The sequence below is a fragment of the Sinomonas atrocyanea genome (assembly GCF_001577305.1).
GTDB lineage: Bacteria > Actinomycetota > Actinomycetes > Actinomycetales > Micrococcaceae > Sinomonas > Sinomonas atrocyanea.
This window is the reverse complement of sequence record NZ_CP014518.1, coordinates 1310071-1334954: the sequence shown is the minus strand read 5'-3', so window position 1 is coordinate 1334954 and position 24884 is coordinate 1310071. Positions and strand designations below refer to the sequence as shown.

The following is a 24884-nucleotide window of genomic DNA, read 5'->3' as shown; positions in this document are numbered from 1 at the left end:
AGAGTGGACCCGCGCACAAGGGCCGTCAAGACTTTTTGACCCGCCGCGAGATCCCGCTTGCGGACTGGGTCCGGCAGCACGCCCTTGTGACGAGTGCTGTCCGGGATGTGCCGCCGTCGCCGCGGCCGTGCGCGCCCAGCCTGCCTGGGCCGCGCTGCCCGCCCCGGCCCGCGGCGCGGTCCTGCTCAAGGCCGCGACGCTGCTCGAGGAGCGCGCCGGGCAGGTGGCCGCGGACCTCGTGCGCGAGGAGGGCAAGACTCTGGTCGAGGCCGGTGGCGAGGTGAAGCGCGCCGCGGACGTACTGCGCTTCTTCGGCTCGCTCGGCTGGGCGCCGTCCGGGGACGTGCTGCCCTCCGGCGCCCCGGCCACCCGATCACCACGCGGCGGGAGGCGACGGGCGCGTTCGCGCTCATCACCCCGGAGACACCAGCCGCTATGCCGGCCCATCCTCGATCAGGGGGGTCGTTGGGTCCGTCATGACGGCCGCGAGTATAGTTCGAACAACTTGAGCCACCGCGACACGCGCCAAAATTACAGCTGAAGACGACTCTTCTCGATATTTTCGATGGGATCAGAACGGTCATAGTAGACGGGGGTGCTTGATGGCGGTAGACGTCGCCATTCCGATCGAACGACCGGCCCACACGCGCACGCAGCACGCGATCCGCCTCCTCGTGCTGATGGACCGGACGGGGGAGGCGGTGGCTGATGCTGATCCGCCTTCGGCGGTGAAGGCGGTTCGAAGCGAGTTGCGCCTGCAAGCAATGGATTTCTGGATGAGGAACCCGGACTACTTGGCTGACGAATTGATTTCGGCGGTTGCTTCAGGTGCCCTGGGAACGGAGATGTTGACCATAGCCCGGAGCCTGCTCAACGACCCCGAGCCGGATCTGCACTACTACCCGATGCCGCGGTGGTTCTACGGCGCATACGAAGCAATCGACGACGCGATGGCACTCTTGGAGACATACGGCTTGGCGACCTTCCGGCGGTCAGGAGAGCCAGGAGCCAAGAGCCATCGGAACCAGATGTTTCTGACGCCTGCGGGAGAACAGGCGGTGGTCGAGCTGACGACCGACCCAGTCCTTGGATGGTACGCGCGGCAGGCGGATTTGGTGGCGAAGGTAGCGGGAGACACAGTGGGTAGCAAGCTGAAAGAACGGCAGTACGAGCAGGCGACCTACGCGGGCACGGAGCTCGGCTTGGATATTGCGCCGATCGCTGAGCACGTGCGGAAGCGCCTGGACAGTCTGGCGCTAGACGTCGCTGGGGCCGGGGGTAGCGGCCTGTGAGCACGCTCGCGGAGGAGATCGTCAAGGTCCTACGGCGCCGCCAGAAGGAGAACCGGCTAGAGCTAGAGGTGCGCGCAGTTGACACGATACTGGACGATCTGGGGATACCTACGTCGGCTTCTAAGGGCGTGCCAGTTCATCTGAGAGTGTCCCGGGTGTCGTTCTCAGGGACGAAGCGGCTGCACCCTTCGCATCCAGAGGCGGCCGGTTTTCCTCTAGAGAAAATGGGTGGTGACCCGGACAAGCAACAGATCGTGAGCGTGGGCGGCGGCTGTGCGGAAATCGTGGGCGCTGATCCGGATGTTTACCGGGGCGATGGCACCGAGAGAGTGGAGTCCAATACTGCTGTTTTTCAGGCGCTAGTGCCCTTCGCTTTCATGTGGGAGCCTCCTGACGGTGTGAACGGCATCGGTTCAGGCAGCAACCTGCGAGGCAAGTCGAGCGTCGTGGAGATTCTCCTGTGGTCCTTATCAGGCCGTTGCGCGGTGTTCTCCGTCGCAGTACGCCGGTGGGTCGAGCACGTGGAGATCGACTGGGTTGTTGGCACTGAGAGGCTTCGCGTCGCATTCGATGCAGACAACGGCAATGTTAGCAACGGCTCGGTAACTGTCATCGAAGAGAATGGGGCGCATGGCCCCGTCATAGCGACATTCGACGACGACGAAGCATTCGAGGATGCGATGAGCTCGGTGATGTTGAACCGGCTGCGCCTGGAGAGCTTCACGGTGTCGCAATCAGGGAAGCCGGTTACTCACAAGTGGGCTTCATATGTCAACGCGCTGTGGGTTCGGCCGAAGGACCTGAAGTCGATCATCGGCAAGGAGGCGACCCTCAGCGTCCGGCTTATGCAGATGTTCATCGGTACCGACTGGGTACCAGTTCTGGCCACCGCATCGACTGTTGCCGGGTCCCTAGAAGCGAAGCGGAAGGCCGCAGCTGAGCGAACGAAGACCGCGACTGAAGCGATGGAAGGGTCTCTGGCTGCCGCACAGAAGGCTGCGAAGGCGGTAGAGGCGAAAATCGCTGAACTCCCGGAGGGCACTCCCGACCCAGCAAAACTCGCGCAGACGAATGCCAGAATCAGCGACCTCGTACGCCAAATACATGAATCGGAGACGCAACTGCTGAGCCAGTCGGTCGCCGCAGACACCGTCCGGCAGCAGTTAAAAGCGGCGAGGGCACGACATCACACCGAGTACGAGCACGCGTTGCTGACCAAGTTCTTCCATCAAATGGAGCCGACCGTGTGTCCTCGGTGTACCGCCGGGGTGACGGCGGACAGGCGAGCCGCCGAGCCGGAGCAGCATAAGTGCTCGGTCTGCACTAGCGACCTGAACCTTGAAGCTTTGAAGGTGAACGTCGTCGTTGCCAGCTCTGTCGACGAAGCGGTCACCACCGCATTGGTGGGGGCGACTGCCGCCGTGTCCGAGGACAATGGGGAGGAATTAGCACCAAAGACAGAGATCGAGGCGCTTGAGGAAGCCGCCGCGCGGGTCGAGATCGTCATGGCTGGACTGCGGAAACAGATCGACGAGCTTCAGGTGACCCACGACGGGCTCGTCACCGAGACCGCACTGGATGCGGTGTTGGCTCAGGCGGTCGAGGATCGTCGGCTGCTCGAGATCGAATTGGCTCGCGCAGAAGGCGCGGCGCAAGCTCTCGCCACTCCTGCCTCACCCGTTGATGTATCTCCGATCGACCCAATCCAGTTGGCCGTCGCCGAGGCCGCGGAGAGGGTCCTCAGCAGATGGGTAAAGGGCCATCAGGACCCCCTACTGGCAAGAATCTCGGCTGAGATCGAACGCTTGGTTGTGAACTTCGGAGCGGACAGCTTGAGCAACATCAAGCTCGACGGCGCAGCAAACATGACGTTGCGGCAGAACGGCGACCAATCGACGTACGGTCAGGTGACACACGGTGAACAACTTCGGCTGAAGATTGCCACTGTTATCTCGCTGATCAAGCACGGATACATCGAGGGAATCGGACGACATCCAGGCTTCTTGCTGCTTGATTCGCCGGCCGCCGAGGAGATGCCGGACGGAGATTTAGCCACGATGCTGTCGGCGTTGCTGGATGTGGCCCGGGAGGCACCAATGCAGATCATCGTCGCCACCAGGAGCACAGGTCCCTTGGTGGAGTTGTTGCCCGGGAATAACCGGCTTATCGCTGAGGGCGACAGCTTCGTCTGGTGACCCCTGGTAGTCCTTGGGCAGAAATGGCGCGCAACAACATTACGGACGGAGGGACATGAGCAACTGCCTCGCTGATGCTGTTCTGGATATGGCGCGGGCCTCCGGCGGGAAGCCGTTCCCGCCCACCGCGGTGGCCGACCTTGGTGGCTGGACTCGCGTCGCTGCGGAAGCCACAGCCCTTGCCGGGACCCCTGCCCTTCCTATCGTGTCGAATCTCATCGTACGTGAGGCAAATCTTGGCGGTGAGGACGTTGCGGCTGCGTTTTCGGCTGTGGCAGACGCAATTCTCATTACTGACCAGCCGGCAGTGTTCGCGGCCTCCATCGAGCCGCTGCTCACCAGCGCGTTCGCCGTTAAACTTGCTGGCGACACGCTGGCCGCTGGCCTAGAGCTCAAGGCCGCAGCGTTCCTTGCGCACCCCGCCCGTGGTCCCATACCCGATTTGCTGTCTGCTGGCGCCCTTGAGGCTCTAACCTGTTTAGTTGCAGCCGGGCATGGTTCTCTTTTTGGGCTATTGGCGATCCTTGAAAAATTCAAGAAGCCTGTGGTTGCGCCGATGGCGCGCGCCGTGATCCGATCAATCAGCACAGCGATCGACATCTCGCCGCAGGCTGAGACACTCTTGCGCGTGGTTCGTGTTGTCGGCGGTATCGATCCAGTAGATGGTGGTGACAGAGTCCTTGCCGAAGAGGTTGAATCTGACGCGGCATGGGCGCTTGCAATGGCAGCGCTCGTCGCCGCTTTGCGGGCGCCAACACTCACCGACATGGACCCGCGTCTCGAAGAGGCGGCCAAGTATTTTGAGGTGGCGGCCACAACCTACCGGCGCCCCGACGCCCGTCCGATGTTCGCGATCATCCTCGGATTGCGGGACCTACTCGCAGGCATTCTTACGGGCGATCCTATGGATGCGTTCGGCGGTCAATCTCTCTCTGCTGACGCGCTCGGTGGCATCCGGGACCAAGTGCGCCAATTCTGCGTCGACTCGAGCGGGTTGGATCACTGGTATAGCAATAGCAAGACCGCAGCGCTGAGGGCTTGGGCTAGTCTCGCCGCCGACCTCAATGAACTGCATACACAGTTGGGCAAGGACGGATTTTACCAAACCGAGGTCGTTATCAATGGCCTCCTCAACGTCTACCTCAGTTCCCGTACATTCCGCGTGGGCAGTCGAGATGCTGATATTGCTGGCGTTCAAGACCTCATCCAGCCAGTCATAGAGTGTGGCTTCGCTTCAAACTCGAGTCATCTCTGCAACCTTGCGGAGTACACGGCAGAGCTCGCCAGCACCGCGACCACATGTGACGATAAGGATCTGCATGAGCGGTTAGACGCCGCGAGAACGATCCTGAAAGTGGCACGAGGCGCGGCGAAGGGTGGCGAGACGTCGGGAAAAGTCGACGGCGCCGTCCGGTCGGCGCCGCTACCGCCCGTGATCGGAACGCTAGTTCCCCCAGGTTCGCCTGACGCCTCACTCATCGCACAGATGACACCGGCGACGCTCGCCGCGATCGAAGAACGGCTCGACCACGTGGCGACCGCACGCCGTCACCTCAATCTCGTGCACACCGAGCTGCTCGACATCCTCCGCAAGAAACTCGCGAGGAGCCCGGACTATAAGGGCGATGTCATCCCGATCGTCGACGAGATCCTGGTCCTCATCATCAACTTCGTGGCCAGTCGGACCAACGGCCAGTCGAATCACTACAAGTACCTGTTCGACCCCGCGGCTAACGAAAATGCCATCCACGACGACCTGTATAACTTCCTCGTCGGAAACCTCGGCAATCGCGCGGAGTACGAAGTTTCGCACATCGGCGGAGGCCGCGTCGACATCCGCCTGACGTTTGATGGCTTCGCCCTCCACATCGAGATGAAGGTCGACGCTACTCGCGTTCCTATGGAAGATCGGACTGCGTATCTCAAGCAGGCCGCCACTTACCAGGGCAACGACATCCGTATTGGGTTCCTCGTCGCTCTCCGGCACAAGGCCTTCGATCCCACAGGTCCGCCCCCTCACATCAAAACGCTCATCAGTCACACTGAGTTCGAAATCGAGGGTGACCCGGTAAGTCGACACATGGTGCTCGTCGCTGTGCCGGGCAGCCGTACAGCCCCGTCGCAATCAAGGTAGTCGACGGACCGCGAGTGCGATCAAGCTCTGATGGAGGAGGCCATGCGCGACGGCCAGCTCATCGTTGACTTCCGGCGGTCCGGTCTAGGGAACCTCCTATTTGCCGGTGGCCTGCCATGCGTAGTCCGCCTCGATCGTCTCCGCCGCGGCACGCATCGGGGCCGAGTCCAGCTCCCCCGGCGTGCCGAGGTCCACGGACAGGTCCACGGGCCCGATAAACGCCACATCCAGGGCGGCCATGGCTGCGTCGATCCCGTCGCCGTAGTCGGCGGTCTCGAACTGCCCCACCGCCAGCACAGTCGAGTTGGACCGCTCGAAGTGCCCGGCCAGGGAAACCCCCATGCCGTCGTCCGCTGCAGGCTGCGCGAGCGAGACCGACAGGGTGCCCAGCGGCGGGTACGAGACCAGCTTCCGCAGCTCCCCCGCCGCCGCCCCGGAGCCGCGGGCCAGCCGAATCCCGGCGGCGCCGGCCTCGAGCAGGCGGTTGACGTCGCCGCGGTCCAGGGCGGGGACCCGCACCAGAACCGGAAGCCCGCGCGCCCGGCCGGCCCGCACGACGTCGCACCCATCCCCCACCGACATCTGCGAGTGCTCGTAGTCGCAGACCACGAAGTCGAACCCGGAGAGGGCCAGGACGTCCACGATCTCGAACCGCGGGATCTTCAGGAAGGTGCCGAGGACGGGTCGCTCGGCCATCAGCCCGCGCAGGGACACAGGCAGCGACATCAGATCCCCAGCAGATCGGCGGGGCTGTCCGCGATGAGCCGGCGCAGGTCCTCCTTGGACACCCCCGCGTCCAGCAGGCCGCGGACCATCCGCGCGTAGGCGTCCACCGGCAGCGGGTTGTTCGCCTGGCCCAGGTCCGAGCCGCCACCAGTTCCAGCCAGCCCGAATTGTCGCACGCTGTTGATAGCGTGGAGCGCGTGAGTCAGGACCGTCTCGAACGCCTTCTGCGAGAGCTCCGCGAATTCGTTCGTGAGCGCGACTGGCAGCAATTTCATTCACCCGAGAACCTCGCAAAGAGTGTGTCCATTGAAGCCGGTGAGCTGCTGGGGTGCTACCAGTGGGGGCCACCGGAGGATAGCTCACGCGTACAGGAGGAGCTCGCCGATGTGCTCACCTATTGCCTGCTCCTCGCGGACCGATTGGGACTGGACCCGCTAGACGTCGTGCTCGAGAAGCTGGAGGTCACCCGCGCTAAATACCCAGTCGAGCTTTCGCGGGGACGGAGCACCAAGCATGACCAGCTTTAGGATCGAGCGCCTCGCGCTCGACAGTGACTCAGTCAAACTATGGGCTGCGGGGGACACACGCCACCGCAACTGGCCGGTGGTCTACACGCTAAACAACGACAGCAGCATCTACGTCGGCGAGTCCTTAAATGCGGCGACCCGTATGACGCAGCACATCGCAAACGGCCGCGGCAGCCTCAACGCCGTTCGGGTCATCGTGGACGACCGCTTCAACAAGTCAGCATGCCTCGATCTCGAGTCTTACCTCATTCGGTTCTTCGCGGGCGACGGCAAGTTCACGGTGGAGAACCGCAATGAGGGCATCACCGATGCCGATTACTACGACAGAGGCCAGTACCAGCAGACGTTCGACCAGGTCTTCGAGACCCTCCGCAAGGAGGGCATGTTCAGTCAGACGATTCCTCAGATCGTCAACAGCGACCTCTTCAAGCTCTCTCCATTCAAGGCGCTGACCCAAGACCAGGCGGGAGCCGTCAACGACATCTTGGAGGGCCTCTTCGAGGATCTTGAGGACGGCCGGCCGAGCACCATCGTCATCCAAGGTGACCCCGGCACGGGCAAGACCATCGTTGCGATCTACCTTATGAAGCTGCTCAGCGACATCCGATCGCACCACAACGAAGACGTCGTGGAGAGTGACTCGATCTTCGCGGAGTATTTTCTGGAGGGGTATCCCGACCTTCTCCGCGACTTCCGCGTGGCAATTGTGGTACCTCAGCAATCGCTACGCCAGTCGCTCCAGAATGTCTTCGCCAAGACACCGGGCCTGACAAAGAATATGGTCGTATCGCAGTTCGACGTCGGCTTCAGCGAAGCACCATACGATCTGCTGATCGTCGACGAGGCCCATCGGCTCTCGCAACGCGCGAACCAGTCCTCAGGTGTGCGCAACAGGGACTTCCAAACGATCAACGAGCGCCTGTTCGGGTCGGACGACGACGCGCTTACGCAGCTCGATTGGATCAAGAAGCAGAGCACCCACCAGATCTTCCTGGTCGACGCCGCCCAAAGCGTCCGTCCTGCCGACCTGCCTAGAGAGCGCATGGAATCTCTGCTCTCCGGGGCCAAGGACGACCACCGTCTGTACCGCCTGCTGACCCAGATGCGCCTTCACGCTGGTGAGGACTACGTTACCTACGTCAGGTCGATGCTCACGCAATCTGCGCCCGAGCCCCAGCGGTTCGACGAGTACGAGTTCGCGCTCTACGAGGATCTGACAGACATGCTCGGGAAGATCCGTGAGAAGGAGCATGAGTCCAAGCTGGCGAGACTCGTCGCTGGGTATGCCTGGCCTTGGGTCAGCAAGAAGAATCCCAAGGCATACGACATCGAGATCGACGGCTGCCGGCTCCGTTGGAACTCGACGGACCGCGACTGGATCAACTCACCGAAATCGGTCAACGAAGTCGGGTCGATCCACACAGTCCAGGGGTACGACCTCAACTACGCCGGGGTCATCATCGGGCCCGAACTGAAGTACGACCCCATGCTGCAGCGCATCGTGTCGGACCGCAGCAGCTATCACGACAAGAAGGGCAAGGAGAACAACCCCCGTCTCGGCATCGTGTATTCAGACGAGCAGCTACTGGAGTACATCGTCAACATCTACGGCGTTCTGCTCACCCGTGGAATGCGAGGCACCTACGTCTACGTCTGCGATCCCGCCCTTCGCGCGTACCTGAGTCGGTTCATCCCTCGCGCCACGTGATCGCCGAGCGGCCCCGCCGCGCCGGGCACCCGCCGTCGTCCGTGTTTTCGACTCCGCTCAACCACCGTGACTCTGCTCAACCAGCCGCGGGCTGCAGCAGCCCACTGAACTGCGTCGCCCCGCCGGCGAGCATCGTCAGGTCCGAGCCGGCGACGATGTAGCGGTAGCCGCGCGCCACCGCGTCGGCCGCGGCCTCCGCCGAGCCGGCGAAGATCCCCATCGGCACCCCGCGGGCCGCAGCGGCAGCCTCGAGCGCTTCCGCCGCCGCGCGCATGGGCGCGGAGTCCAGCTGCCCCGGCGTGCCAAGGTCCACGGACAGGTCCACCGGTCCGATGAACGCCACGTCCAGGGCGGCCATGGCTGCGTCGATCCCGTCGCCGTAGTCGGCGGTCTCGAACTGCCCCACGGCCAGCACCGTGGAGTTCGACCGCTCGAAGTGCGCAGCCAAGGAAACCCCCATCCCATAGTCCGCCGCCGGCTGCGCCAGCGACACCGACCGGGTCCCCAGCGGCGGGTAGGAGACCAGCTTCCGCAGCTCCCCCGCCGCGCGCCCGGAGCCGCGGGCCAGCTGAATCCCCGCCGCGCCGGCCTCGAGCAGGCGGTTGATGTCGCCGCGGTCGAGGGCGGGGACCCGGACGAGGACCGGCAGGCCGCGCGCCCGGCCGGCCCGGACCACGTCGCACGCCTCCCCCACCGACATCTGCGAGTGCTCGTAGTCGCAGACCACGAAGTCGAACCCGGAGAGGGCCAGGACGTCCACGATCTCGAACCGCGGGATCTTCAGGAACGTGCCGAGGACGGGTCGCTCGGCCATGAGCTCGCGCAGGGACACAGGCAGCGACATCAGATCCCCAGCAGATCGGCGGGGTTGTCGGCGATGAGCCGGCGTACATCCTCCTTGGACACGCCCGCGTCCAGCAGGCCGCGGACCATCCGCGCGTAGGCGTCCACCGGCAGCGGGTTGTTCGCCTGGCCCAGGTCGGAGCCGAGCAGCGTGTTCTCCACGCCGGCGGCCTGGACGAAGCCGAGCAGGGTGTCCAGGCCCCACTGGTAGAACGAGGTGCGGTCGTCGTACTGGCAGATCGAGTGCTCGATCCGCGCCCCGAGCCCCACCCAGCGGCGCACCCGCTCGGGCTCGGCGCCGATCACGAAGTTCGGGTGGTTCACGAGGATCCGCTTGATGCCCATGGAGGAGGCCTGTTCGATGAGCCGCTCCGTCTGGTCGGCGTCGAGGTGGCCGCAGGACATGATCGCGTCGTGGGCCTTGATGACCTCGAGGATGTCCAGGACCTCGGGCTTGAGGGCGCCCTCGGCGTCGAGGATGCCGATCTCGGTGGTGTGGCGCAGGCCCAGGTTGTTGGTGGGGAAGCGCATGTTCTGGCCCTCGGCCTCGTGCACGCAGATGTGGGCGTGCGAGGAGATCGTGGGGAACCAGACCATCCGGCCGCCCTGGGCGAGCGCGAGCTCGGCCGCGTACGGGTTGAGGCCGCCCACGTAGTTGTTCAGCGCCACCCCGGAGACCACCGGGATCGGCAGGCCGCCGAGCGCCTCGGACGCCGCGCGGATGTCCGTGACCATCGAGTGGTGGTGGCTCTTGACCAGGATCGCGCGGAACCCGGCCTCGTGCGCCTGCCACGCCGCCTCGGCGATGGGCAGCCGGCGCGGGAACGGCGAGGGGCTGGGGTGGACGTGGAGGTCGACGGCGCCGTCCAGCATCGCGGCGACCTCCGGGTCGTCGATGGTGACGGGCTCGTGGCCTTCGGGCTTCAGCATCGTTGCTGTCCTTCCGTTGGTTCCGCCCTCGAGGGGCATTGACAGTGACCGTGATCGCGATGCTACGCTCGTTCCACATTGCGCACAAGCTGTTCCGATAAACGGAACACAAGGTCAAAGGAGATCGCGGTGTCCCTCAACGAATCGCTCTACTCGGAGGTCGTCAGCTTCGACGACGTCCCGCTCGAAGTCGCCCGCCCGGGCATCACCCGCAAGGCCTACGCCACGGACGAGGTCATGATCGTGTGGAACACCGTGGAGAAGGGCCTCGAGCTCCGCCCCCACTCGCACGAGGACTTCGACCAGCTCGTGTTCATCCTCGAGGGCGAGGCCGACTACTACGTGGACGGCGTGGCCCACCACATGGGCCCGCGCGACCTCATGCTCGTTCAGCGCGGCAAGGAGCACTACATCGACGTGACCTCCGGGCCGTGCGTAAACATCGACATCTTTGTCCCGCCGCGGGCCGACTACGCCCACCTCACCGCCTGGGTGGCGAACCTGGCCCACAAGGAGCCGCTCACGATCGGGGCGCAGTCATGACGGCGCCGGCTCTGCACGGCCACACTGGGACCGTGGGCACCGCGGCATCCGGGCACGAGCGCCGCGCCGTGGTGGGCGCGAGCGCCGGGTTCTTCATCGACATGTTCGACATCTACCTGCCGGTGATCGCCCTCGCCCCGGCGATGGCGTTCTTCACCCCCGCCTCGATTGGGCCGGCCACGACGGCGATCCTCGGCGGCCTCGTCTTCGCCTCCACCCTGGTGGCGCGCCCACTCGGGTCCATCATCTTCGGCTGGCTCGGGGACAAGGTGGGCCGCAAGAAGGCGACCGTCGTCGCCGTCGCCGGCGCCGGAGTGGCCACCGGGCTCATCGCGGCGCTGCCGGGCTACCAGAGCGTGGGGATCGCCGGCGTGGTGGCGCTGATCGTGCTGCGGTTCATCGGCGGGGTGTTCCTCGGCGGCGAGTACACCGGCGCGGTGCCGCTCGCGATGGAGCACTCGGCCAAGCGCAACCGCGGCCGCAACGCCGGCCTGATCGCGCTCGGCTTCCCGTCCTCCTACGTGGTGATCTCGGCGCTGACGCTGCTCGTGCTCACGTTCGCCCCCGCCGGCAGCCCGACGTCGGCCTACTCGCAGTGGGGCTGGCGGATCGCGTTCATCGTGGGCGCTATCATCTCGATCGGCTTCGCCATCGCGTACGCCCGCGGCGTCGAGGAGAGCCCGGCCTGGGAGAACACGTCCACCAAGCGGGTCAACCCGTTCAAGGAGCTCCTCGCCGGGCCCAACCGCAAGCCGCTCGCGCAGGCGTTCCTGCTCATGACCGGCGTGTGGTTCTCCTCGAACGCCTCGATCGTGATCCTGCCGCCCACCATCGCGACCACGACCGGGCTCAGCGCGGTGCAGACCTCGACGCTGATGATCATCGCATTCGCCGTGGTGACCGTGGCCTACCCGCTGTTCGGGATGCTCTCGCAGCGGATCGGCCGCCGGGCGTTCTTCGTCCTGTGCGGCGTCGGCTCGCTGCTGGCGATCCCGCTGTTCGTGCTCTTCGCCTCCGGGGCGGTCAGGGGCTTCTGGGCCGCGACCGTGGCCGTCGCCGCGATCGCGCTCCTGGGCGTGCCCGCGTTCGGGGCCATCGGGGCGTACATGTCCGAGCGGTTCCCCGTGGAGATCCGGGCGACCGGCTACGGCGTCGGCTACTCCCTGGCGCTCATCATCCCCTCGTTCTACGCCTTCTACATGGCCGCGCTGTCCGGGCTCATGCCGCTCAAGCTCACGCCCACGGTGCTGCTCGGCGTCGGCGGGATCTGCCTCATCGTCGGGGCGCTGTGGGGACCGGAGACCAAGGACCGCAACCTCGCCGAGCACACGATCGCCGCAGAGCGTCGGCCGTGACGGCCGCGCCGGTGCGGGCCGTGGCACGGGCTAGAGTGTGGGCTATGCCAACGGAGAGGGACGACGCCGCGCCGGCCGGCGGGCTGCAGGTGGTGAGCCGGAGCGCGCAGATCCTGCGGATGTTCAGCTCCGACCGCACCGAGGTGCGCATCAACGACGTCGCCGAGGAGCTGGGGATCGGGCGGACCTCCGCCCACCGCTACCTCCAGTCCCTCGCCTCCGAGGGGTTCCTGCAGCGGATCAACGACAACGACTACCGGCCCGGGCCCCTCATCATGGGCATCGCCGCGTCGATGCTGACCGGGCCCAAGATCATCGACGTGGCCGAGCCGCTCCTCGCCACGCTCGCCGAGCGCACGGGCCAGACGGCGGTGCTGGGGCTCTGGACGGGCTCCAGCGCCGTGGCCGTCGCGTCCAAGGAGCCTGCCGGGAAGTCCGTGAACATGACGGTGCGGATCGGGGCGCCGCTCGGGCCGCAGTCCGCCCAGGGGCTCGCGTTCCTCGCGTGGGGCTCGCCGGCCGTGCGGGAGCGGGCGCTGGCGAAGCTCGGGACCTCGCGTGGCGAGGTGGAGCGGAAGCTCACAGAGGCCCTCGGCGCCGGGTTCGCGGTGAGCGAGGCGGTGATCGACGGCGTTGCCGCGGTCGCCGCGCCGGTGTTCGACGCCGGCGGGAGTATCATCGCGACCCTCGCCCTCGTTGCCCCCGTCGGGGTGCTGGACACCTCGGCGGAGGGGCGCCACATCACCGACCTGAAGGCCTCCGCGGCCGCACTGTCGGGGCTGCTCGGGGCGTCGACGGCGGCATAGCAAAGCCTGCTGGCGTAAATCTGGCGTCCCGGGTACCAAGCTTTGGTATCATTGGTCCATGGCGCGCAATACGTCGATCAGCCTGGATGCCCACTTCTCCGATTTCCTCGCCCACGAGGTCGCGACGGGCCGCTACGGGTCCGCGAGCGAGGTTGTCCGTGCCGGCCTCCGGCTTCTGGAGGATCAGGAGGCCCGACTCTCCGCGCTGCGCTCAGCCCTGAGCGCGGGCGAGGCCAGCGGCGAGCCGGAACCCTTCGACTTCGACGCGTTCATCGCCGCGAAGCGCCCGTGAAGCAGTACCGGCTCACGCCGGCCGCGGTACAGGACCTCTCATCCATCTGGGACTACACAGCCGACCGCTGGGGTCTCGGCCAGGCCGAGATCTACGTAGGAGAGCTGCGCGGCGCCATCGAACGGGTCGCGGACCGCCCCGATCGCGGCCGCCCCTGCGACGAGATCCGCGCCGGGTACCGGCGCTACGCGATCGGCAGCCACCTGATCTTCTACGTCGAGACCGATACGACGGTCGACGTGATCCGCATCCTGCACCAACGCATGGACCCCACCCGGCACTTCTAGGTCCCGTTCCGCCGCCGGCTATCGCACGCCATGGTGCATCCCCGCGAGCGCCGCGTCCAGCGCATTCCTGATCCGCTCCTCCTCGCCGCTGCCGGTCGTGGAGAGCCGTAACAACGGCAGCCCGATCGCGACTAGGACCCGGTCCTTGAGCTCGTCCCTCGCCAGCTGGACGGGGTTGTCGTCGTGGAACGCGAAGCCGTCCACCTCGATCGCCAGGACCGGGGCCCGGGTGAGCCGGTTGTAGACCACGATGTCGAGCGAGGACCCGCGGCGCACGAATCCCGCCTGGTCCGCGCTCAGCCGAGCGCGGCTGGGCACGAGGTGGCGAAGGAGCACCTGGGGCACCGCCTTGAGGCCCCGGTACGGCTCCTCGCCGAGCATGCCGTGCAGCACCGTCCAGGCGATGTCCTCCGACCGTTGCCCGAGATGCCCTGCCACCCGCCCCGCAAGCGGCCGGAGGCGCGCGGAGAAGCTGCTGTAGAGCAGGTCGAAGACGGACACGATGCTGCTGTCGACGAGCTGAGCCGGATCCTGGTACTGGATGTAGCCCATCAGGTCGCGCAGATTCCTGCTCGTCGGCAGCATTCGGTGATCGGTGACGAGGATGAAACGCTCTCTCGCGCGAGAAACGGCGACGTTCACGAGACGGGCATCGTCGACGAACTTCACGCCGCTTCGACCGGCCGCGGTGTCGTCGAGGACAGCGCTCATAATGACCGCACGCTTCTCGCGGCCTTGGTACCGATGAACCGTGTCTGCCTCGATGTCCATGAGGTCTGCCGCCGAGCCCAGGCGGCCCTGCAGCTCCGTGAGCTGCCGCCGGTACGGCGTCGTGATGCCGATCTCTGCCCGGGGGATACCGGCGCAGTGCGTGGAGATCACCTCGTCGATGATGGCGTCAACTTCTCGCCGGTTGACCCGACCGCCGTCGCGGAATTGCCTCATGTGGTTTCCCTCGGCCGTCCTCACAACCATCATCGGCCGTGGCCGGCGCGGGCCCTCAGTGAGCGGGATGAGCTGGCCGTCGTAGAACTTCTCATTGCAGAACCCGATGATGGCCGGATCGCAGCGGTAATGCTCGCGGAGCATCGTGACTGGCAGGGCATCTCCATAGAGCTGTCGGAGCGAGGACATGATGCTGTGCGTGCGGTAGTCGTACGACGGCGCGGGCGGCACCTCGCCTGCGCCGGGCCGCTCCCCGACGATGGGTGGCAGCTGTCGTTGGTCTCCGACGACCACGATGCGCCGGCATGAGGCCATCGCAAGTGCAGAGGTGAGCAGGTCCGCCTGGGAGGCCTCGTCGATGATCAGGCAGTCGAGCAGGTTGTCCTGGCCGATGCTGCGGCGGAGGGAGTGGCACGTGCTCAGGATGACGGGATAGTCGACGGTGAAAGCGCGGAAACCGGCCCGGATCGCGTCCGGACTGTACTGGACGCGCCCGCGTGAGCCGTAGCGCCCGCGGAGGGCCGAGCGCAGGAAGCGCTCCGACAGGAGCCGGTGGTCGGCGAGCATGCCGGCGAGGCCGCCGTCCTCCACCCGGCGTTCGTGGTCCGCGATGTCCCGGTCCAGTTCAGCGATGCGGCGGTCGTAGAACGCCGCCTGGACGCGCAGCTTCAGGTCGGTATCCCCCAGCGCGGCACCGCCTAGCGACCCGTACTTGAGCCGGCGTACGATGCTTCGCAACCAACGGAACCGCTTGGGCCGCGTGCCTTCGAGCGCCGCCTCAACGAGGAAGTCGATGAGTGTCTCTGAGGACCGGCCAAGCAGGGGCAGCGGGCCGCCGCCGACGACGTCCTGGCTCCGGAGGAACTCTAGGAAATGCTCGCGTTCCAGACCGTAGGCATCTCGCTCCTGCCGGAGCGTCGCGAGGTTCCATTCGGCTCGCTGGGCCGTGGTGAGCCGCTCGGCGAGCGCCCGGATCTTCGTCGGATCCGCGGGGTCGTCCGTCGATTCGGCGAGCATCTCGCCGATCGCATGGTTGCGGTTCGCCTGGCTCTTGAGGAAGTTCTCCCGCTTCTCGGCGCGCCCCAGATCCGCGACGACATAGCCGATGCCCCTCCCTGCCAGCTTGTCCCGAACGTTCTCGACGGCGGCGTTGTTAGACGCGACGACACCGACCGACGCGCCGGGACTCGCGATCAGCGTGGCAATGAGGTTGAGGATCGTCTGCGTCTTGCCGGTCCCGGGCGGCCCCTCGATCACCGAGATGGGGAAGCGCAGCGCCTTCTCCACGGCCGCACGTTGGCTGAGATTCGAGGAGAACGGCGCGATCGGAACGGCGTCGTGTTCGGCGGGTTCAAGCGGCTTCGCCGTGAGGTACCGGGCAAGCACGCTGTCCGGATGCACGGTCGTGAGGCGTTCGTACTCACGCTTGAGGGGGTCGGGGCCCTGCGGCCCTGACGGAAGGGCGGCGACGATGGACCGCCAGTAGGCGAGAACGTGCCCCGCCAGCCCTGCCTGTTCGACGTCTTCCTCGATGCGCACCCTGTGCTCGGGGTGCAGGTGGTGCAGCTCAGTCTCCCCGCGCCGCTCAAAGATCCGCACCCAGGCTCCGGAGGGTCCGTCGAACCGGTAGGCCGCTCGGGGGTCCGGGACCCGCCGGCCGGCGGCCTCTACCCACGCGCCCTCGAGGCTCATCGAGGACGGGTGCTGGAGAACCAGGACCTTCTGCGGGCCATAGCGGTACGTTCTGGTTCCCCTCACGAACCGGACGAGAAAGTGCTGGCCCTCCCGATGGTAAGAGTCGACCTCGGCGGTCTTGTCCTGCCAGTCGCCTCGGTCCGTCGACCAGACAAGGAGCGCCTCGGCGCGCGGATCGATCATGGCCACCCCCCCTGAGTACACCCCGAGCCTATCGCCGCAATCGAAGCGGCGGGCGTCACGGGGTCGGCGCCAAAAGCTCAGCTCACGCAGCCGCCGAGGAGCTGGGCATCGGGCGCGCCGGCTCCCCCGCCGGCTACCTCCAGTCCCTCGGGCCACCCAGGCGGGGCGGCCACCGGCGCAGCTCTCCCCCGCACAGGCCGCGTGCGCCTCACCGGACAATTCCCGGCAAGACATAACCAGCCGCGTGTACGTCCTACCGGCCGAGCTGATAGAGCGCCAAGTCGACGTCTGCGGCCCTTAGACGGCCCTGCACCGTGCGGTGACGTTGTCCCCTTGCGGGTCCATGGGTCGCTCGGGACGCTGGACGCATGAAGAAGGTGCTCACCGCCCTCGGCACGTCCACCGCGGCGGCCATCGCGTGCCTTGCAGCCCTCCGCCCCCTGTTCCGGCATTGGGGCGCGACCCGTGACGAGGTCGCCGGCCCCTACCCGGGGGCGGACATCGTCCCCGACGGCGAACGGGGCGCGACGATGGCCGTGACGATCGATGCGCCGCCCGAGGCTGTCTGGCCCTGGCTCGTCCAGCTCGGGGGCGACCGCGGCGGCTGGTATTCGTGGGACCGCCTCGACAACGGCGGCCGGCCGAGCGCCGACCGGATCCATCCCGAATGGCAGGACCTCAAGCGCGGCGACACCGTGAAGTACTGGACCAAGCGCTACGGGGCGGTGGACGCCTGGACCGTCGCCGCCCTCGAGCCGAACCGCTTCCTCGGGCTCCACGGGCTCAGCGACCTCATGGGGAGGCCCCTCGACCCCGCGCAGCCTCGCCCCTCGGCCTACACGGAAGGCCTCTGGGGCTTCCAGCTCAAGGAGTTCGCCGGCGGCAGGACGCGCCTCGTGATCGGCGGCTACGAGACCTTCCGGCCGCGAGCAGCCCGCTGGCTGCTCTCGCAGTGGATCTTCCCCCCGATCGTGTGGGTGATGCAGGCCCGGATGCTCGCGGTTCTCAAGCGCAATGCCGAGCGGTCGCCCGGGTAGAAGACGAGGTCAACGGAGAGGGCGAGCGGGCTCTTGGCGCTTTGGCGCGGGCGGTGCAGCCCCCACCCACGAACCGCGGAGCTACTTGTACCAGACAGCGACTCCATGGTGGTGCGAGCACGTTCCACTGTGGTTCGCCGAGTACGAGTACGTTCCGTCTACGCACAGTGCCGTTGCTCCCGCCGGCGAGACCTGCTGCTGCTGAGCTGCCTGCTGGGCGGCCGCTTGCGCGTCAGCAGCCGCCTGCGCGTCAGCAGCGGCTTTCGCATCAGCAGCAGCCTTCGCGTCAGCAGCCGCCTTCGCATCGGCTGCCGCCTTCGCATCCGCAGCAGCCTTGGCGTCCGCCGCGGCCTTCGCGTCGGCTGCGGCCTTCTCCGCGGCGAGATCGGCAGCGAGCTTGTCGGCCTTGGACTTGGCCATCCACACGATTGAACCGTCGCGGTCCTTCGTGCAGGCAAGATCCGTCCCCGCCAGGGTGTAGCGCTCCCCCACCTTCGCGCAGGCGTCACCGTCTGAGTAGAGCGCAGCCACCACCGTGGCAGTTGAGGTCGGACATCCTATCGACGCCGCGTCCGGAGTCGAGGTAACCGACGGTGTGGCAGAAGAACCGGGCGCAGCGGGCGTCGCAGAGGAATTGGGCGCAGCGGGCGTGGCAGTGATCGTCACAGTGGCGGTCGGTGTCGACGACGGGCAGCTCGGAGTTGCTACAACTGCCGCCGCCGAGGGGGACGAAGTTGACCTCGTTGCGACCGCGGGGTTCGGGGGCGCAGTCGCCGCGACAGCTACTGACGCGGCGATGAAGGTTGCACCTGCGGCCAGCATGACCGCAAGGGCGGCACGTTTGCGCGGCTTCTTCCGAGAAAGCAGACGCACAAGTCCGACGACGAACACAACAACTGCGACGAGCCACAGAAGGACAGGAGCAGTGAAGAGCAGTACGACTGCCACAACTGCGGTGAGCAGAATCCGCCAGGTCCGACGGCGTGGACCTTTTGCGGCAGGCGGCAGCTGGCTGCCAAGACTGTTCTTCATTTCCTTACCTTCCCAAACGACGCCGCGGGCATGCAGCGTCAACACAGAGTGAAAAGACGTGACGATCCGGGAAATTCAGGGAGCCCAACGAGACATCCTGCCGGCAGAGCCGCCTATACCTGCATCACCCAGTCCTGCATGATCGTAGGCTCCTCTGATAGACATGTACAAAAGAAGTCGTTCGATGAGAGGACCCCGCGATGGAGACGCTGACGCTCGATCAGGTACACCACGAGCTGACCAGCCTCTCCCGCGAGAAGGATGTGCTCAACCAAGGCTTCGAACTCGGTACCTCGTGGTGGCGGGACGAACTGCGGCGAGCGGGAATGGAAGTGCTGCCTCCATTAGGTGGAGACAGCACTTCCATCTATCTCGACAGGAGGACGCTCTTCGCGCTCGCATCCGAGGTCATCGACGGCAGCCGGGATCCCCGTGACTTCACTTTCCATGTGCTTCTGTGGGGTTCTGGGACTACTCGCAGAAACAACCGGGGCCGAATTGACTCGTTGATCGCACCTACAACCTCGCCTGCCCTCCTGGACGCACTCCAGGCCGCACAGACCAGTCCCTCGACTGCTTTCGATGCCTTCCGCTCGCGAGGGCGCAATACCTTTGCCTATCTGGGTCCGGCCTACTTCACCAAACTCATGTACTTCGCGGGACAGGGTAGGCCCACGCACCCCGCGCTCATCGTCGACCGCCGCGTCCTCGCCACTCTTGCAGGAACCGAGCCTGGGTCTGGACTTTCCACGGCGGCAAACTACCCACGCGAAACGTATTTGCGTGCTTGCTCCGCCCTAGAAGCGATCGCCGCGTCAGCTCGAGATTCTGGCCACCCCGAGCTCACAGGCTGCACCGCTGATCTCGTTGAACGATGGGCGTTCGGGCGGGCGGCGCTCAACTAACACCTGACGGGCAGATGGCGTCCCGGGCGCTTGAAGGACGGCCCAATTAGCCAACTAGCCCTATGCTTCGATCATGCGCACGCTAGGCTCAGTATGGGAGTTTTGATCAGACAACCCGGGGGCCAGTGGCATGAGCCTGGCACTCAGGGTTATGACAGCGAGGCTGCACTGCAGCACATCCTCCACGACCACCCGTCGCTCGTCCCCGGAGTATCAGCGGACGCGGTCGCTTGCATCGAGTTCCAGTCCGGCGCCGGACGGGCTGACATTGTCATCGTCGACTCGGACGGGAAGCTCACGCTCGTGGAATGCAAGCTGGGCGCCAACCCCCAGATCCGTCGAGAGGTGATCGGTCAGGTCCTCGACTATGCATCCCGGATCTGGCGTATGGACGTCGAAGAGTTCGAGCAGCGCTGGAAGCAAGCCAACGGCGGCTTGTCCCCCTTTGAAGCACTGAGCGATGACGGTGCGGTAAGGGCTGCGGTCGCGGAACACCTGGCAAGCGGGCACTTCAACTTAGTACTCGCAGTCGATGGGCTCAACGACGACGTCAAGCGCATCGTTGAGTTCCTCAACGCCGTCACGCTCCCGGAGACTGGCGTGATAGTGGCTGAGTTCGCCCACGCCCGTGAAGCGGAGGTCGAGATACTTATCCCTACCTCTTACGGTGCGGACTTGGTCGAAGCGAAGGCCGCTGCGCCGAGGACGAGCGGCAGGACGTGGACCGTGGAGGAATATCTAAAGAGCTGCGAGGACTACGATCCGGCGTCTTCAAAGCAGGTGGCCGAACTGATCACAGCGGCCAAGCAAGCTGGGTTCCAGATCGAGGGCGGGAAGGGCGCCTCTCCTTCTCTGAATTTCGGGATCACAGCCGATGGCATCGGCTTGACGTGGCCTCTGGCGCTTTTCACATATGGATCGGGACTTTCGAAGACGGCGGCAGTAGAGGTGAGGTTTCTCTATTACAGGGAGCTAGATGGGCTGGCGCCAGCGATCGCCGACTCCATCGAAGCTCAAGCGGGCATGGTTGAGCTGGTTCAAGAAGCGCGAAGGCTGGACTTCAAGAAGCGTCCCAACCGGCCGGCACGTGACCTGACTGCGGAGCAGCTGCGCGCCCTACCTCGTGCGGTGGCGTCGGTCCTGCGGCGACCCTAGGTCGATCAGGTAAAACGGCCTACAGGTCACGACGTCCCTTCTGGAACCGTCCAATCGAAATCACGCGCGTTGAGGCGCCCTTCATCAGGATCGAACCGAACGACCCTGAATTCCCCGGCGTGCCGATCCACTTTCCCGTCCACCAAACGCATCCCAGACCACACACCCATGAAACACATTCCCGGATGCTGACGCGCGTGTTCCACCTCGTTGCGCGTGACTACGACCGAGCCTCCTAGGCTCTGGGTACCTTTAGCTTCGAGGTAGAGCCGCTTGAAGCCTCTAAGAGCGACGGCGTCATAAGGGCGGTTCAGTCTGGTGTCGGTAACGGTCCAGCCCCGATTCCGATAATGGTCCATCAGCCGGTCTTGGGCAGCGTCTTCAATCGCTCTACGGATGCCTGGGTCCATCTGTCGGCCTTGGCCCGCTCCCCTCGGCAAATCTGGATTCTCAGCCGTGGCTGCGGCTTCGACTGTGACGGGATCCGGGCCATACGATATCGGATTTCTCCGGTACTCGACCTGAGCCCCAATCAAGGCCTCGTGTACCGGGTGGCCCGCGGAGAGAGGGCGACCAATGAGTGCCCTTTTCGGTTTCCCTGTACGCATATCCGGAACGGTCTCATGCTCAGGCCCGTCGAGTTCCGCCACCAGCACCACCCGATCCTGGTAGTTGAACGCTGCCCAGCGCTCAACTGCGATCCGTGTCCTATCTAATCGCCAGTCGCCACGGTTGTTCGCCCACAGCACCTCAGGCGTGACGTCAGGGTCGTAGCCCCACCAATCACGACCAAGAGGATCAGCTGGGTCTGCAGCCTGGCGGTCAATGAGCCTGATGTTGATGACCATGAACTGAGTATCGCTGACGAGAGCCATCCTGATGCTCAACCCAACAACAGCGGGACGGGCATGCGTCGCGTATGAAGCCCCCGTCCCGCTGTTCACGTTGATCGAGGCTAGGCGCGCTTGAACCACCGAGCCGGCGGCCAAATCCGGCTCAGCAGGACGGGCTTCCCGGAGCTGCGCTCGGTCTCGCTGCGCCACTGCGCGTAATCGCAGACGCGCAGGGCGACGACCTCCGCCGGGCCGACGAGGTCGCCGAGGAGCTCGACCACCCACGGGCGAAGCTCCACGCTTCCTCGAAGGCCTCGGCATCCACGCTGAAGCCGACGCCGATCTCGGGCCTCTCGGCGTCCGGCGAGAAGCTGAACGTCTCAGCCCCGGCCTCCGTCACGGGCCCCATGACGGCCCGGACCCTCTCCACCGGGCTTGGCGAGGGATCGCCAGGAACGTGGAGGAGGCGGATGTCCGCCGAGATGTGCCACACGCTGTTCATGCTGGTGTCCTTTCACGGTAGGACCGCCGATCATCCGGGTGACTCCCGGACGCAGGGCGGTCGGCCGTCCGCGACAGCAGCACCGGGACACAGCGTGAAGTCTTCGTCATGGGCTCATCAGAGCACACCCCACCGACAGAACTGGCGAGCGGACGACGGCGGGTGCGCACCCGCCGTCGTCTGCGTCGCTTCACCCGAAGTACAGGTGCCGGTGCGCGGCGCACCGCTCGTTGAGCGGCGAGGGCGGCGATGGCGTCATTGAAGAGGTCGCCTTAGCCCCACCTCTGGCATAGTGCGCCCGATGCGAGCGCGGCTGAGACACATTGCACGACGCCGGTGGCTCGCCCAAGCGGGCGGGTCACCGGCGTCGTCGTCTGTGAGCGGCGGTCCTGAGGACCCCCTCGAGGTCTTAGCGTTCGCAGGCGACCCCGTCGTGGTCACGGTCAAGGCCGATCCGGTACCCGGGCTGACCCGCGTACAGCGGGGCCGCGCCGGCGGCACGGGCGGCGGTGCAGTTCGCGTAGTACACGGACGAGGCCTGCTGCTGGGCCGCCTGCTGCTGAGCCTGCTGCGCAGCCGCCTGCGCGTCAGCAGCGGCCTTCGCATCCGCAGCAGCCTTCGCATCGGCGGCGGCCTTGGCATCGGCTGCCGCCTTGGCGTCCGCAGCAGCCTTCGCGTCGGCGGCAGCCTTCTCCGCGGCGAGATCGGCTGCGAGCTTGTCTGCCTTTGACTTGGTCATCCACACGATCGAACCGTCACGGTCCTTCGTGCAGGCCAGATCCGCCCCGGCCAGGGTGTAGCGCTCCCCGACGTCCGTGCAGGCGTCACCGTCTGAGTAAAGCGCAGCCACCACCGTCGCGGTCGAGGTTGGGCAACCCAAGGACGTCGTGTCCGGAGTCGAGGTAGCCGAAGGCTCGACCGAGGAATCGGTTGAAGCCGGCGTGGCCTTGATCGTGACTGTGACAGTCGGCATCGGTGAAGGACATTCGGTCGTCGCTGTCGCGCTCGGGCTCGCCGACGCAGCGTTCCCGACCGAAGCGGTCGGGTGTGCCGAGCATCCCGCCAAGGCCAACGCGCTCAGCGCGACGGCTGCCAGAACCTTTTTCATACTGCCCCCTAAGATCGAACTTTCCGCACTCTCCTCAGAAAGCCGATAGCGGCTTGTATGAATGCGTCGAGCACAGCAGATCATACTTGTATTTGACATGTAAAATGAAACTCTGAGGTGTCCTCCCCCAACGGCTCCTGGCTCGACGCAGGGCGGATCTGGCGAGGGCCACTCGCGAGGAGCCGGCTAGGGTGATCGGCACCGATGGCAAGGGAAACAGGCGGCGCTATGGGTTTCAGGTTTCGCAAGTCGAAGAGCTTTGGGCCAATTCGGGTGACTGCATCCAAGCGAGGCCTGAGCGTGAGCGCCGGCAGCGGCCCATTCCGGGTGACAGCTTCCAGCAGAGGACGCATCACCAAAACGGTGCGCGTCCCAGGCACCGGGCTCTCGTACGTGTCGACGAGCAGTACGGGAGCCGGGAATTCGCGCAAACGACTGAAGCAGGCCTCCGCGCCAACCAGGAAATCCCCTCGTCCGAGCAGACCGCCGGTCGCCGACGCCGTCTGGCAGGCGATGCTGGTGCCGGACTCCACTCCGCCTGCCTCGTCATTTCAACGGGACTACGTCCGTGCAGCGGTCTCCCGGGTCACAGGGTGCCGTCCGAGTCTGATGCGCCTGACCATCGCCCAGGCGGAACGCATACTGGCGTTCGTGGGCGCCGATCCGGCTCAGCTTCATCGATTCGGCCGCGGGAATCCCCGAGTCGAGAAATGGGCCACTGTCAGCAAGTGGACGATGTTCGCTGCACTTCTTCTGCTCGTAACCGTTGCGGCGCCGCCGGGCGTGCTTGTTGCGGCCGCGCTCGTCGCCATCGTCGTCTGGCGGCGCAGGCGACGGCGCTTCCGGCAGGCTTGGGAAGACGAGCACTGGGCGCCGACCTTCACCGGCCACGCGGATCGCGAGCACTCGGCGACGAGCCTCGCGCCAGCACTCTCAAGCGCAGGGGCGTGGGCTCCCCAAAGCCCATGTCCCACTGGCCCCGAGTATCAGATATCGCTGGGGCGCGGAGAATGGCCCAACGTGGATCTCGTTGGCGTGCAGCACTATCTTCCGGCGGTACGAGCAGCTCTGAGCTCGGCGGCAACCTCGGGCATCGCGAGCGGGCCGTCCAGAGAAGCGGAGGGCCTCCGGGTCGTGCTGGTGCCCGAACCCGACAACCCCTACGACTCCAACGCCATCAGCGTCCGGTGGGCGGGTAGGACTATCGGATACCTGAGTCGAGAAGATGCTGCCCGGTACTCACAACCCGTGCGCCGCATCACCGCCAGCGGGTTCGCCCCGGTGTCTGCCGCCCGGATCTGGGCGTGGGACGGAGCGCAGATGACGGATGCCCGAGTGACGGTGGCTCTCCCAGAGCCGGAGCTGATTGCGCCGCTCAACGAGCCGCCCGCAACCACTCACACGTTGGTGCCGTGGGGAGCAGCGGTGCAGGTGCTCCGGACCGAGGACCACTTCAGCACGCTCTTCGACTACATCCCCGAGGAGGGGGTCGGCCTGGTGCTCGTGAGCCTCCACAAGGCGACGCGCACACTCAAGAACGGGACGCTCCGATCATTCGTTGAGGTGCGTCTCGACGTGGACCGGGTCGGAGAACTCAGCGGCACCACCTCGCCTCACTACTTGCCGCTGCTGGAACACACGGAAACCGTTGGCGAGCTCGCCGTCTGTTATGCCAAGATCACCGGCTCGGCGCTCGCAGCCAAGCTCTCGCTGCAGGCCCAGCGCGCGAGTGAGATCAGCAACTCTTGGCTGGCGAACTCGCCCCACCCAGCACCGCGGCTTGCGCCGTGGGCCCGCTCCTACAGCGTGCCGGCCGCCTACGTGCCAAGACACTGACCACCGGCTAGGCCG

At 65.7% G+C, this 24884-nt stretch carries 25 protein-coding genes and 1 pseudogene; 17 read left to right on the top strand and 9 right to left on the bottom strand.

The window, feature by feature from the left end; translation table 11 throughout:
• The first annotated feature begins 127 nt into the window (after nt 1-127).
• The 4 genes from SA2016_RS20785 (at nt 128) to SA2016_RS06270 (ending at nt 5621) form a co-directional block, all read left to right on the top strand.
• Nucleotides 128-541, top strand: coding sequence for an aldehyde dehydrogenase family protein (locus SA2016_RS20785; protein ID WP_306505427.1), 414 nt, complete (start codon nt 128-130; stop codon nt 539-541).
• Between the two features lie 61 nt (nt 542-602).
• Nucleotides 603-1292 (top strand): hypothetical protein, encoded by a 690-nt coding sequence (locus SA2016_RS06280; RefSeq protein ID WP_066496705.1) that lies wholly within the window; start codon nt 603-605, stop codon nt 1290-1292.
• Nucleotides 1289-3487 (top strand): hypothetical protein, encoded by a 2199-nt coding sequence (locus SA2016_RS06275; RefSeq protein WP_141305632.1) that lies wholly within the window; start codon nt 1289-1291, stop codon nt 3485-3487. Before SA2016_RS06280 ends, SA2016_RS06275 begins: the two co-directional genes overlap by 4 nt.
• A gap of 55 nt (nt 3488-3542) precedes the next feature.
• Nucleotides 3543-5621: a hypothetical protein gene (locus tag SA2016_RS06270; RefSeq protein WP_141305633.1), complete on the top strand. Its 2079-nt coding sequence runs from the start codon at nt 3543-3545 to the stop codon at nt 5619-5621.
• Nucleotides 5622-5717: 96 nt separating this feature from the next.
• Here SA2016_RS06270 and SA2016_RS06265 read toward each other — a convergent pair whose 3' ends face one another.
• Nucleotides 5718-6347: an aldolase/citrate lyase family protein gene (locus SA2016_RS06265; RefSeq protein WP_066496702.1), complete on the bottom strand. Its 630-nt coding sequence runs from the start codon at nt 6345-6347 to the stop codon at nt 5718-5720.
• Nucleotides 6347-6523, bottom strand: a complete 177-nt coding sequence (locus SA2016_RS21380) for a hypothetical protein (protein ID WP_157089118.1) — start codon at nt 6521-6523, stop codon at nt 6347-6349. The genes SA2016_RS06265 and SA2016_RS21380 overlap by 1 nt, the downstream gene beginning before the upstream one ends.
• 21 nt (nt 6524-6544) lie before the next feature.
• Between SA2016_RS21380 and SA2016_RS06260 the strand changes: the two genes are divergently transcribed.
• Both SA2016_RS06260 and SA2016_RS06255 read left to right on the top strand, forming a co-directional pair.
• Complete coding sequence (locus tag SA2016_RS06260) at nt 6545-6874, top strand: nucleotide pyrophosphohydrolase (RefSeq protein WP_066496698.1); 330 nt, start codon at nt 6545-6547, stop codon at nt 6872-6874.
• Nucleotides 6861-8582, top strand: coding sequence for a DUF2075 domain-containing protein (locus tag SA2016_RS06255; protein ID WP_066496697.1), 1722 nt, complete (start codon nt 6861-6863; stop codon nt 8580-8582). The genes SA2016_RS06260 and SA2016_RS06255 overlap by 14 nt, the downstream gene beginning before the upstream one ends.
• Nucleotides 8583-8658: 76 nt before the next feature.
• On the opposite strand, the gene SA2016_RS21375 is transcribed toward SA2016_RS06255, so the two are convergent.
• Both SA2016_RS21375 and SA2016_RS21370 read right to left on the bottom strand, forming a co-directional pair.
• The gene (locus SA2016_RS21375) at nt 8659-9426 is read right to left on the bottom strand and encodes an HpcH/HpaI aldolase family protein (RefSeq protein ID WP_066496695.1); all 768 of its coding nucleotides are present in this window, start codon (nt 9424-9426) and stop codon (nt 8659-8661) included.
• Nucleotides 9426-10355 carry a DUF6282 family protein gene (locus tag SA2016_RS21370; RefSeq protein WP_066496692.1) on the bottom strand — a complete coding sequence of 310 codons (930 nt, stop codon included), beginning with the start codon at nt 10353-10355 and terminating at the stop codon, nt 9426-9428. Before SA2016_RS21370 ends, SA2016_RS21375 begins: the two co-directional genes overlap by 1 nt.
• 129 nt (nt 10356-10484) lie before the next feature.
• Between SA2016_RS21370 and SA2016_RS06240 the strand changes: the two genes are divergently transcribed.
• Genes SA2016_RS06240 through SA2016_RS06220 form a run of 5 tightly spaced genes read left to right on the top strand, consistent with a single transcriptional unit; the run spans nt 10485 to nt 13638 of the window.
• Complete coding sequence (locus SA2016_RS06240) at nt 10485-10898, top strand: cupin domain-containing protein (protein WP_066496691.1); 414 nt, start codon at nt 10485-10487, stop codon at nt 10896-10898.
• 32 nt (nt 10899-10930) lie between these two features.
• Complete coding sequence (locus SA2016_RS06235; protein ID WP_169803054.1) at nt 10931-12253, top strand: MFS transporter; 1323 nt, start codon at nt 10931-10933, stop codon at nt 12251-12253.
• Between the two features lie 44 nt (nt 12254-12297).
• Nucleotides 12298-13059 (top strand): IclR family transcriptional regulator, encoded by a 762-nt coding sequence (locus tag SA2016_RS06230; protein WP_066496689.1) that lies wholly within the window; start codon nt 12298-12300, stop codon nt 13057-13059.
• Between the two features lie 58 nt (nt 13060-13117).
• Nucleotides 13118-13351, top strand: coding sequence for a type II toxin-antitoxin system ParD family antitoxin (locus SA2016_RS06225; RefSeq protein ID WP_066496675.1), 234 nt, complete (start codon nt 13118-13120; stop codon nt 13349-13351).
• Nucleotides 13348-13638: a type II toxin-antitoxin system RelE/ParE family toxin gene (locus SA2016_RS06220; protein WP_066496660.1), complete on the top strand. Its 291-nt coding sequence runs from the start codon at nt 13348-13350 to the stop codon at nt 13636-13638. Before SA2016_RS06225 ends, SA2016_RS06220 begins: the two co-directional genes overlap by 4 nt.
• Nucleotides 13639-13656: 18 nt before the next feature.
• On the opposite strand, the gene SA2016_RS06215 is transcribed toward SA2016_RS06220, so the two are convergent.
• A complete protein-coding gene (locus tag SA2016_RS06215) occupies nt 13657-16461 on the bottom strand; it encodes an AAA domain-containing protein (RefSeq protein WP_066496657.1) in 2805 nt (934 codons plus the stop codon).
• Between the two features lie 368 nt (nt 16462-16829).
• Between SA2016_RS06215 and SA2016_RS06210 the strand changes: the two genes are divergently transcribed.
• Nucleotides 16830-17498 carry a hypothetical protein gene (locus SA2016_RS06210; RefSeq protein ID WP_066496654.1) on the top strand — a complete coding sequence of 223 codons (669 nt, stop codon included), beginning with the start codon at nt 16830-16832 and terminating at the stop codon, nt 17496-17498.
• A gap of 81 nt (nt 17499-17579) precedes the next feature.
• On the opposite strand, the gene SA2016_RS21365 is transcribed toward SA2016_RS06210, so the two are convergent.
• A complete protein-coding gene (locus SA2016_RS21365) occupies nt 17580-18029 on the bottom strand; it encodes a DUF3761 domain-containing protein (protein ID WP_141305686.1) in 450 nt (149 codons plus the stop codon).
• A gap of 701 nt (nt 18030-18730) precedes the next feature.
• On the opposite strand from SA2016_RS21365, the gene SA2016_RS21360 reads away from it, so the two are divergent.
• Together SA2016_RS21360 and SA2016_RS06200 are read left to right on the top strand one after the other, a co-directional pair.
• Nucleotides 18731-19435 carry an 8-oxoguanine DNA glycosylase OGG fold protein gene (locus tag SA2016_RS21360; RefSeq protein ID WP_141305685.1) on the top strand — a complete coding sequence of 235 codons (705 nt, stop codon included), beginning with the start codon at nt 18731-18733 and terminating at the stop codon, nt 19433-19435.
• A 93-nt stretch (nt 19436-19528) separates the two neighbouring features.
• Nucleotides 19529-20590 (top strand): PDDEXK family nuclease, encoded by a 1062-nt coding sequence (locus tag SA2016_RS06200; protein WP_066496648.1) that lies wholly within the window; start codon nt 19529-19531, stop codon nt 20588-20590.
• 26 nt (nt 20591-20616) lie between these two features.
• Here the strand turns inward: SA2016_RS06200 and SA2016_RS20770 are convergent, their stop codons facing one another.
• The 3 genes from SA2016_RS20770 to SA2016_RS22150 form a co-directional block, all read right to left on the bottom strand.
• Nucleotides 20617-21438 carry a protein NO VEIN domain-containing protein gene (locus SA2016_RS20770; RefSeq protein ID WP_229710831.1) on the bottom strand — a complete coding sequence of 274 codons (822 nt, stop codon included), beginning with the start codon at nt 21436-21438 and terminating at the stop codon, nt 20617-20619.
• A 107-nt stretch (nt 21439-21545) separates the two neighbouring features.
• On the bottom strand, nt 21546-21722 hold the full coding sequence (locus SA2016_RS21355) for a hypothetical protein (protein ID WP_157089117.1): 177 nt from the start codon (nt 21720-21722) through the stop codon (nt 21546-21548).
• Between the two features lie 612 nt (nt 21723-22334).
• Nucleotides 22335-22775, bottom strand: a complete 441-nt coding sequence (locus tag SA2016_RS22150; protein WP_066496645.1) for an excalibur calcium-binding domain-containing protein — start codon at nt 22773-22775, stop codon at nt 22335-22337.
• A 37-nt stretch (nt 22776-22812) separates the two neighbouring features.
• Here SA2016_RS22150 and SA2016_RS22145 point away from each other — a divergent pair, with 37 nt between their 5' ends.
• The 3 genes and pseudogenes from SA2016_RS22145 (at nt 22813) to SA2016_RS20760 (ending at nt 24869) form a co-directional block, all read left to right on the top strand.
• The gene (locus tag SA2016_RS22145; protein WP_229710829.1) at nt 22813-23082 is read left to right on the top strand and encodes a hypothetical protein; all 270 of its coding nucleotides are present in this window, start codon (nt 22813-22815) and stop codon (nt 23080-23082) included.
• A 155-nt stretch (nt 23083-23237) separates the two neighbouring features.
• Nucleotides 23238-23414: pseudogene (locus SA2016_RS22620) on the top strand (DUF4236 domain-containing protein); the annotation flags it as partial.
• Between the two features lie 228 nt (nt 23415-23642).
• Entirely contained in the window at nt 23643-24869 is a 1227-nt protein-coding gene (locus SA2016_RS20760) for an HIRAN domain-containing protein (protein WP_229710828.1), read from the top strand.
• Nucleotides 24870-24884: the final 15 nt, after the last annotated feature.

Coding starts and splice junctions, on each gene's coding strand:
- SA2016_RS06280 (WP_066496705.1), top strand. CDS start 603: ATGGCGGTAGACGTCGCCATTCCGATCGAACGACCGGCCCACACGCGC.
- SA2016_RS06270 (WP_141305633.1), top strand. CDS start 3,543: ATGAGCAACTGCCTCGCTGATGCTGTTCTGGATATGGCGCGGGCCTCC.
- SA2016_RS06265 (WP_066496702.1), bottom strand. CDS start 6,347: ATGTCGCTGCCTGTGTCCCTGCGCGGGCTGATGGCCGAGCGACCCGTC.
- SA2016_RS06255 (WP_066496697.1), top strand. CDS start 6,861: ATGACCAGCTTTAGGATCGAGCGCCTCGCGCTCGACAGTGACTCAGTC.
- SA2016_RS21375 (WP_066496695.1), bottom strand. CDS start 9,426: ATGTCGCTGCCTGTGTCCCTGCGCGAGCTCATGGCCGAGCGACCCGTC.
- SA2016_RS21370 (WP_066496692.1), bottom strand. CDS start 10,355: ATGCTGAAGCCCGAAGGCCACGAGCCCGTCACCATCGACGACCCGGAG.
- SA2016_RS06230 (WP_066496689.1), top strand. CDS start 12,298: ATGCCAACGGAGAGGGACGACGCCGCGCCGGCCGGCGGGCTGCAGGTG.
- SA2016_RS06225 (WP_066496675.1), top strand. CDS start 13,118: ATGGCGCGCAATACGTCGATCAGCCTGGATGCCCACTTCTCCGATTTC.
- SA2016_RS06215 (WP_066496657.1), bottom strand. CDS start 16,461: ATGATCGATCCGCGCGCCGAGGCGCTCCTTGTCTGGTCGACGGACCGA.
- SA2016_RS06210 (WP_066496654.1), top strand. CDS start 16,830: ATGAAGAAGGTGCTCACCGCCCTCGGCACGTCCACCGCGGCGGCCATC.
- SA2016_RS21360 (WP_141305685.1), top strand. CDS start 18,731: ATGGAGACGCTGACGCTCGATCAGGTACACCACGAGCTGACCAGCCTC.
- SA2016_RS06200 (WP_066496648.1), top strand. CDS start 19,529: ATGGGAGTTTTGATCAGACAACCCGGGGGCCAGTGGCATGAGCCTGGC.
- SA2016_RS20770 (WP_229710831.1), bottom strand. CDS start 21,438: ATGGTCATCAACATCAGGCTCATTGACCGCCAGGCTGCAGACCCAGCT.
- SA2016_RS20760 (WP_229710828.1), top strand. CDS start 23,643: ATGCGCCTGACCATCGCCCAGGCGGAACGCATACTGGCGTTCGTGGGC.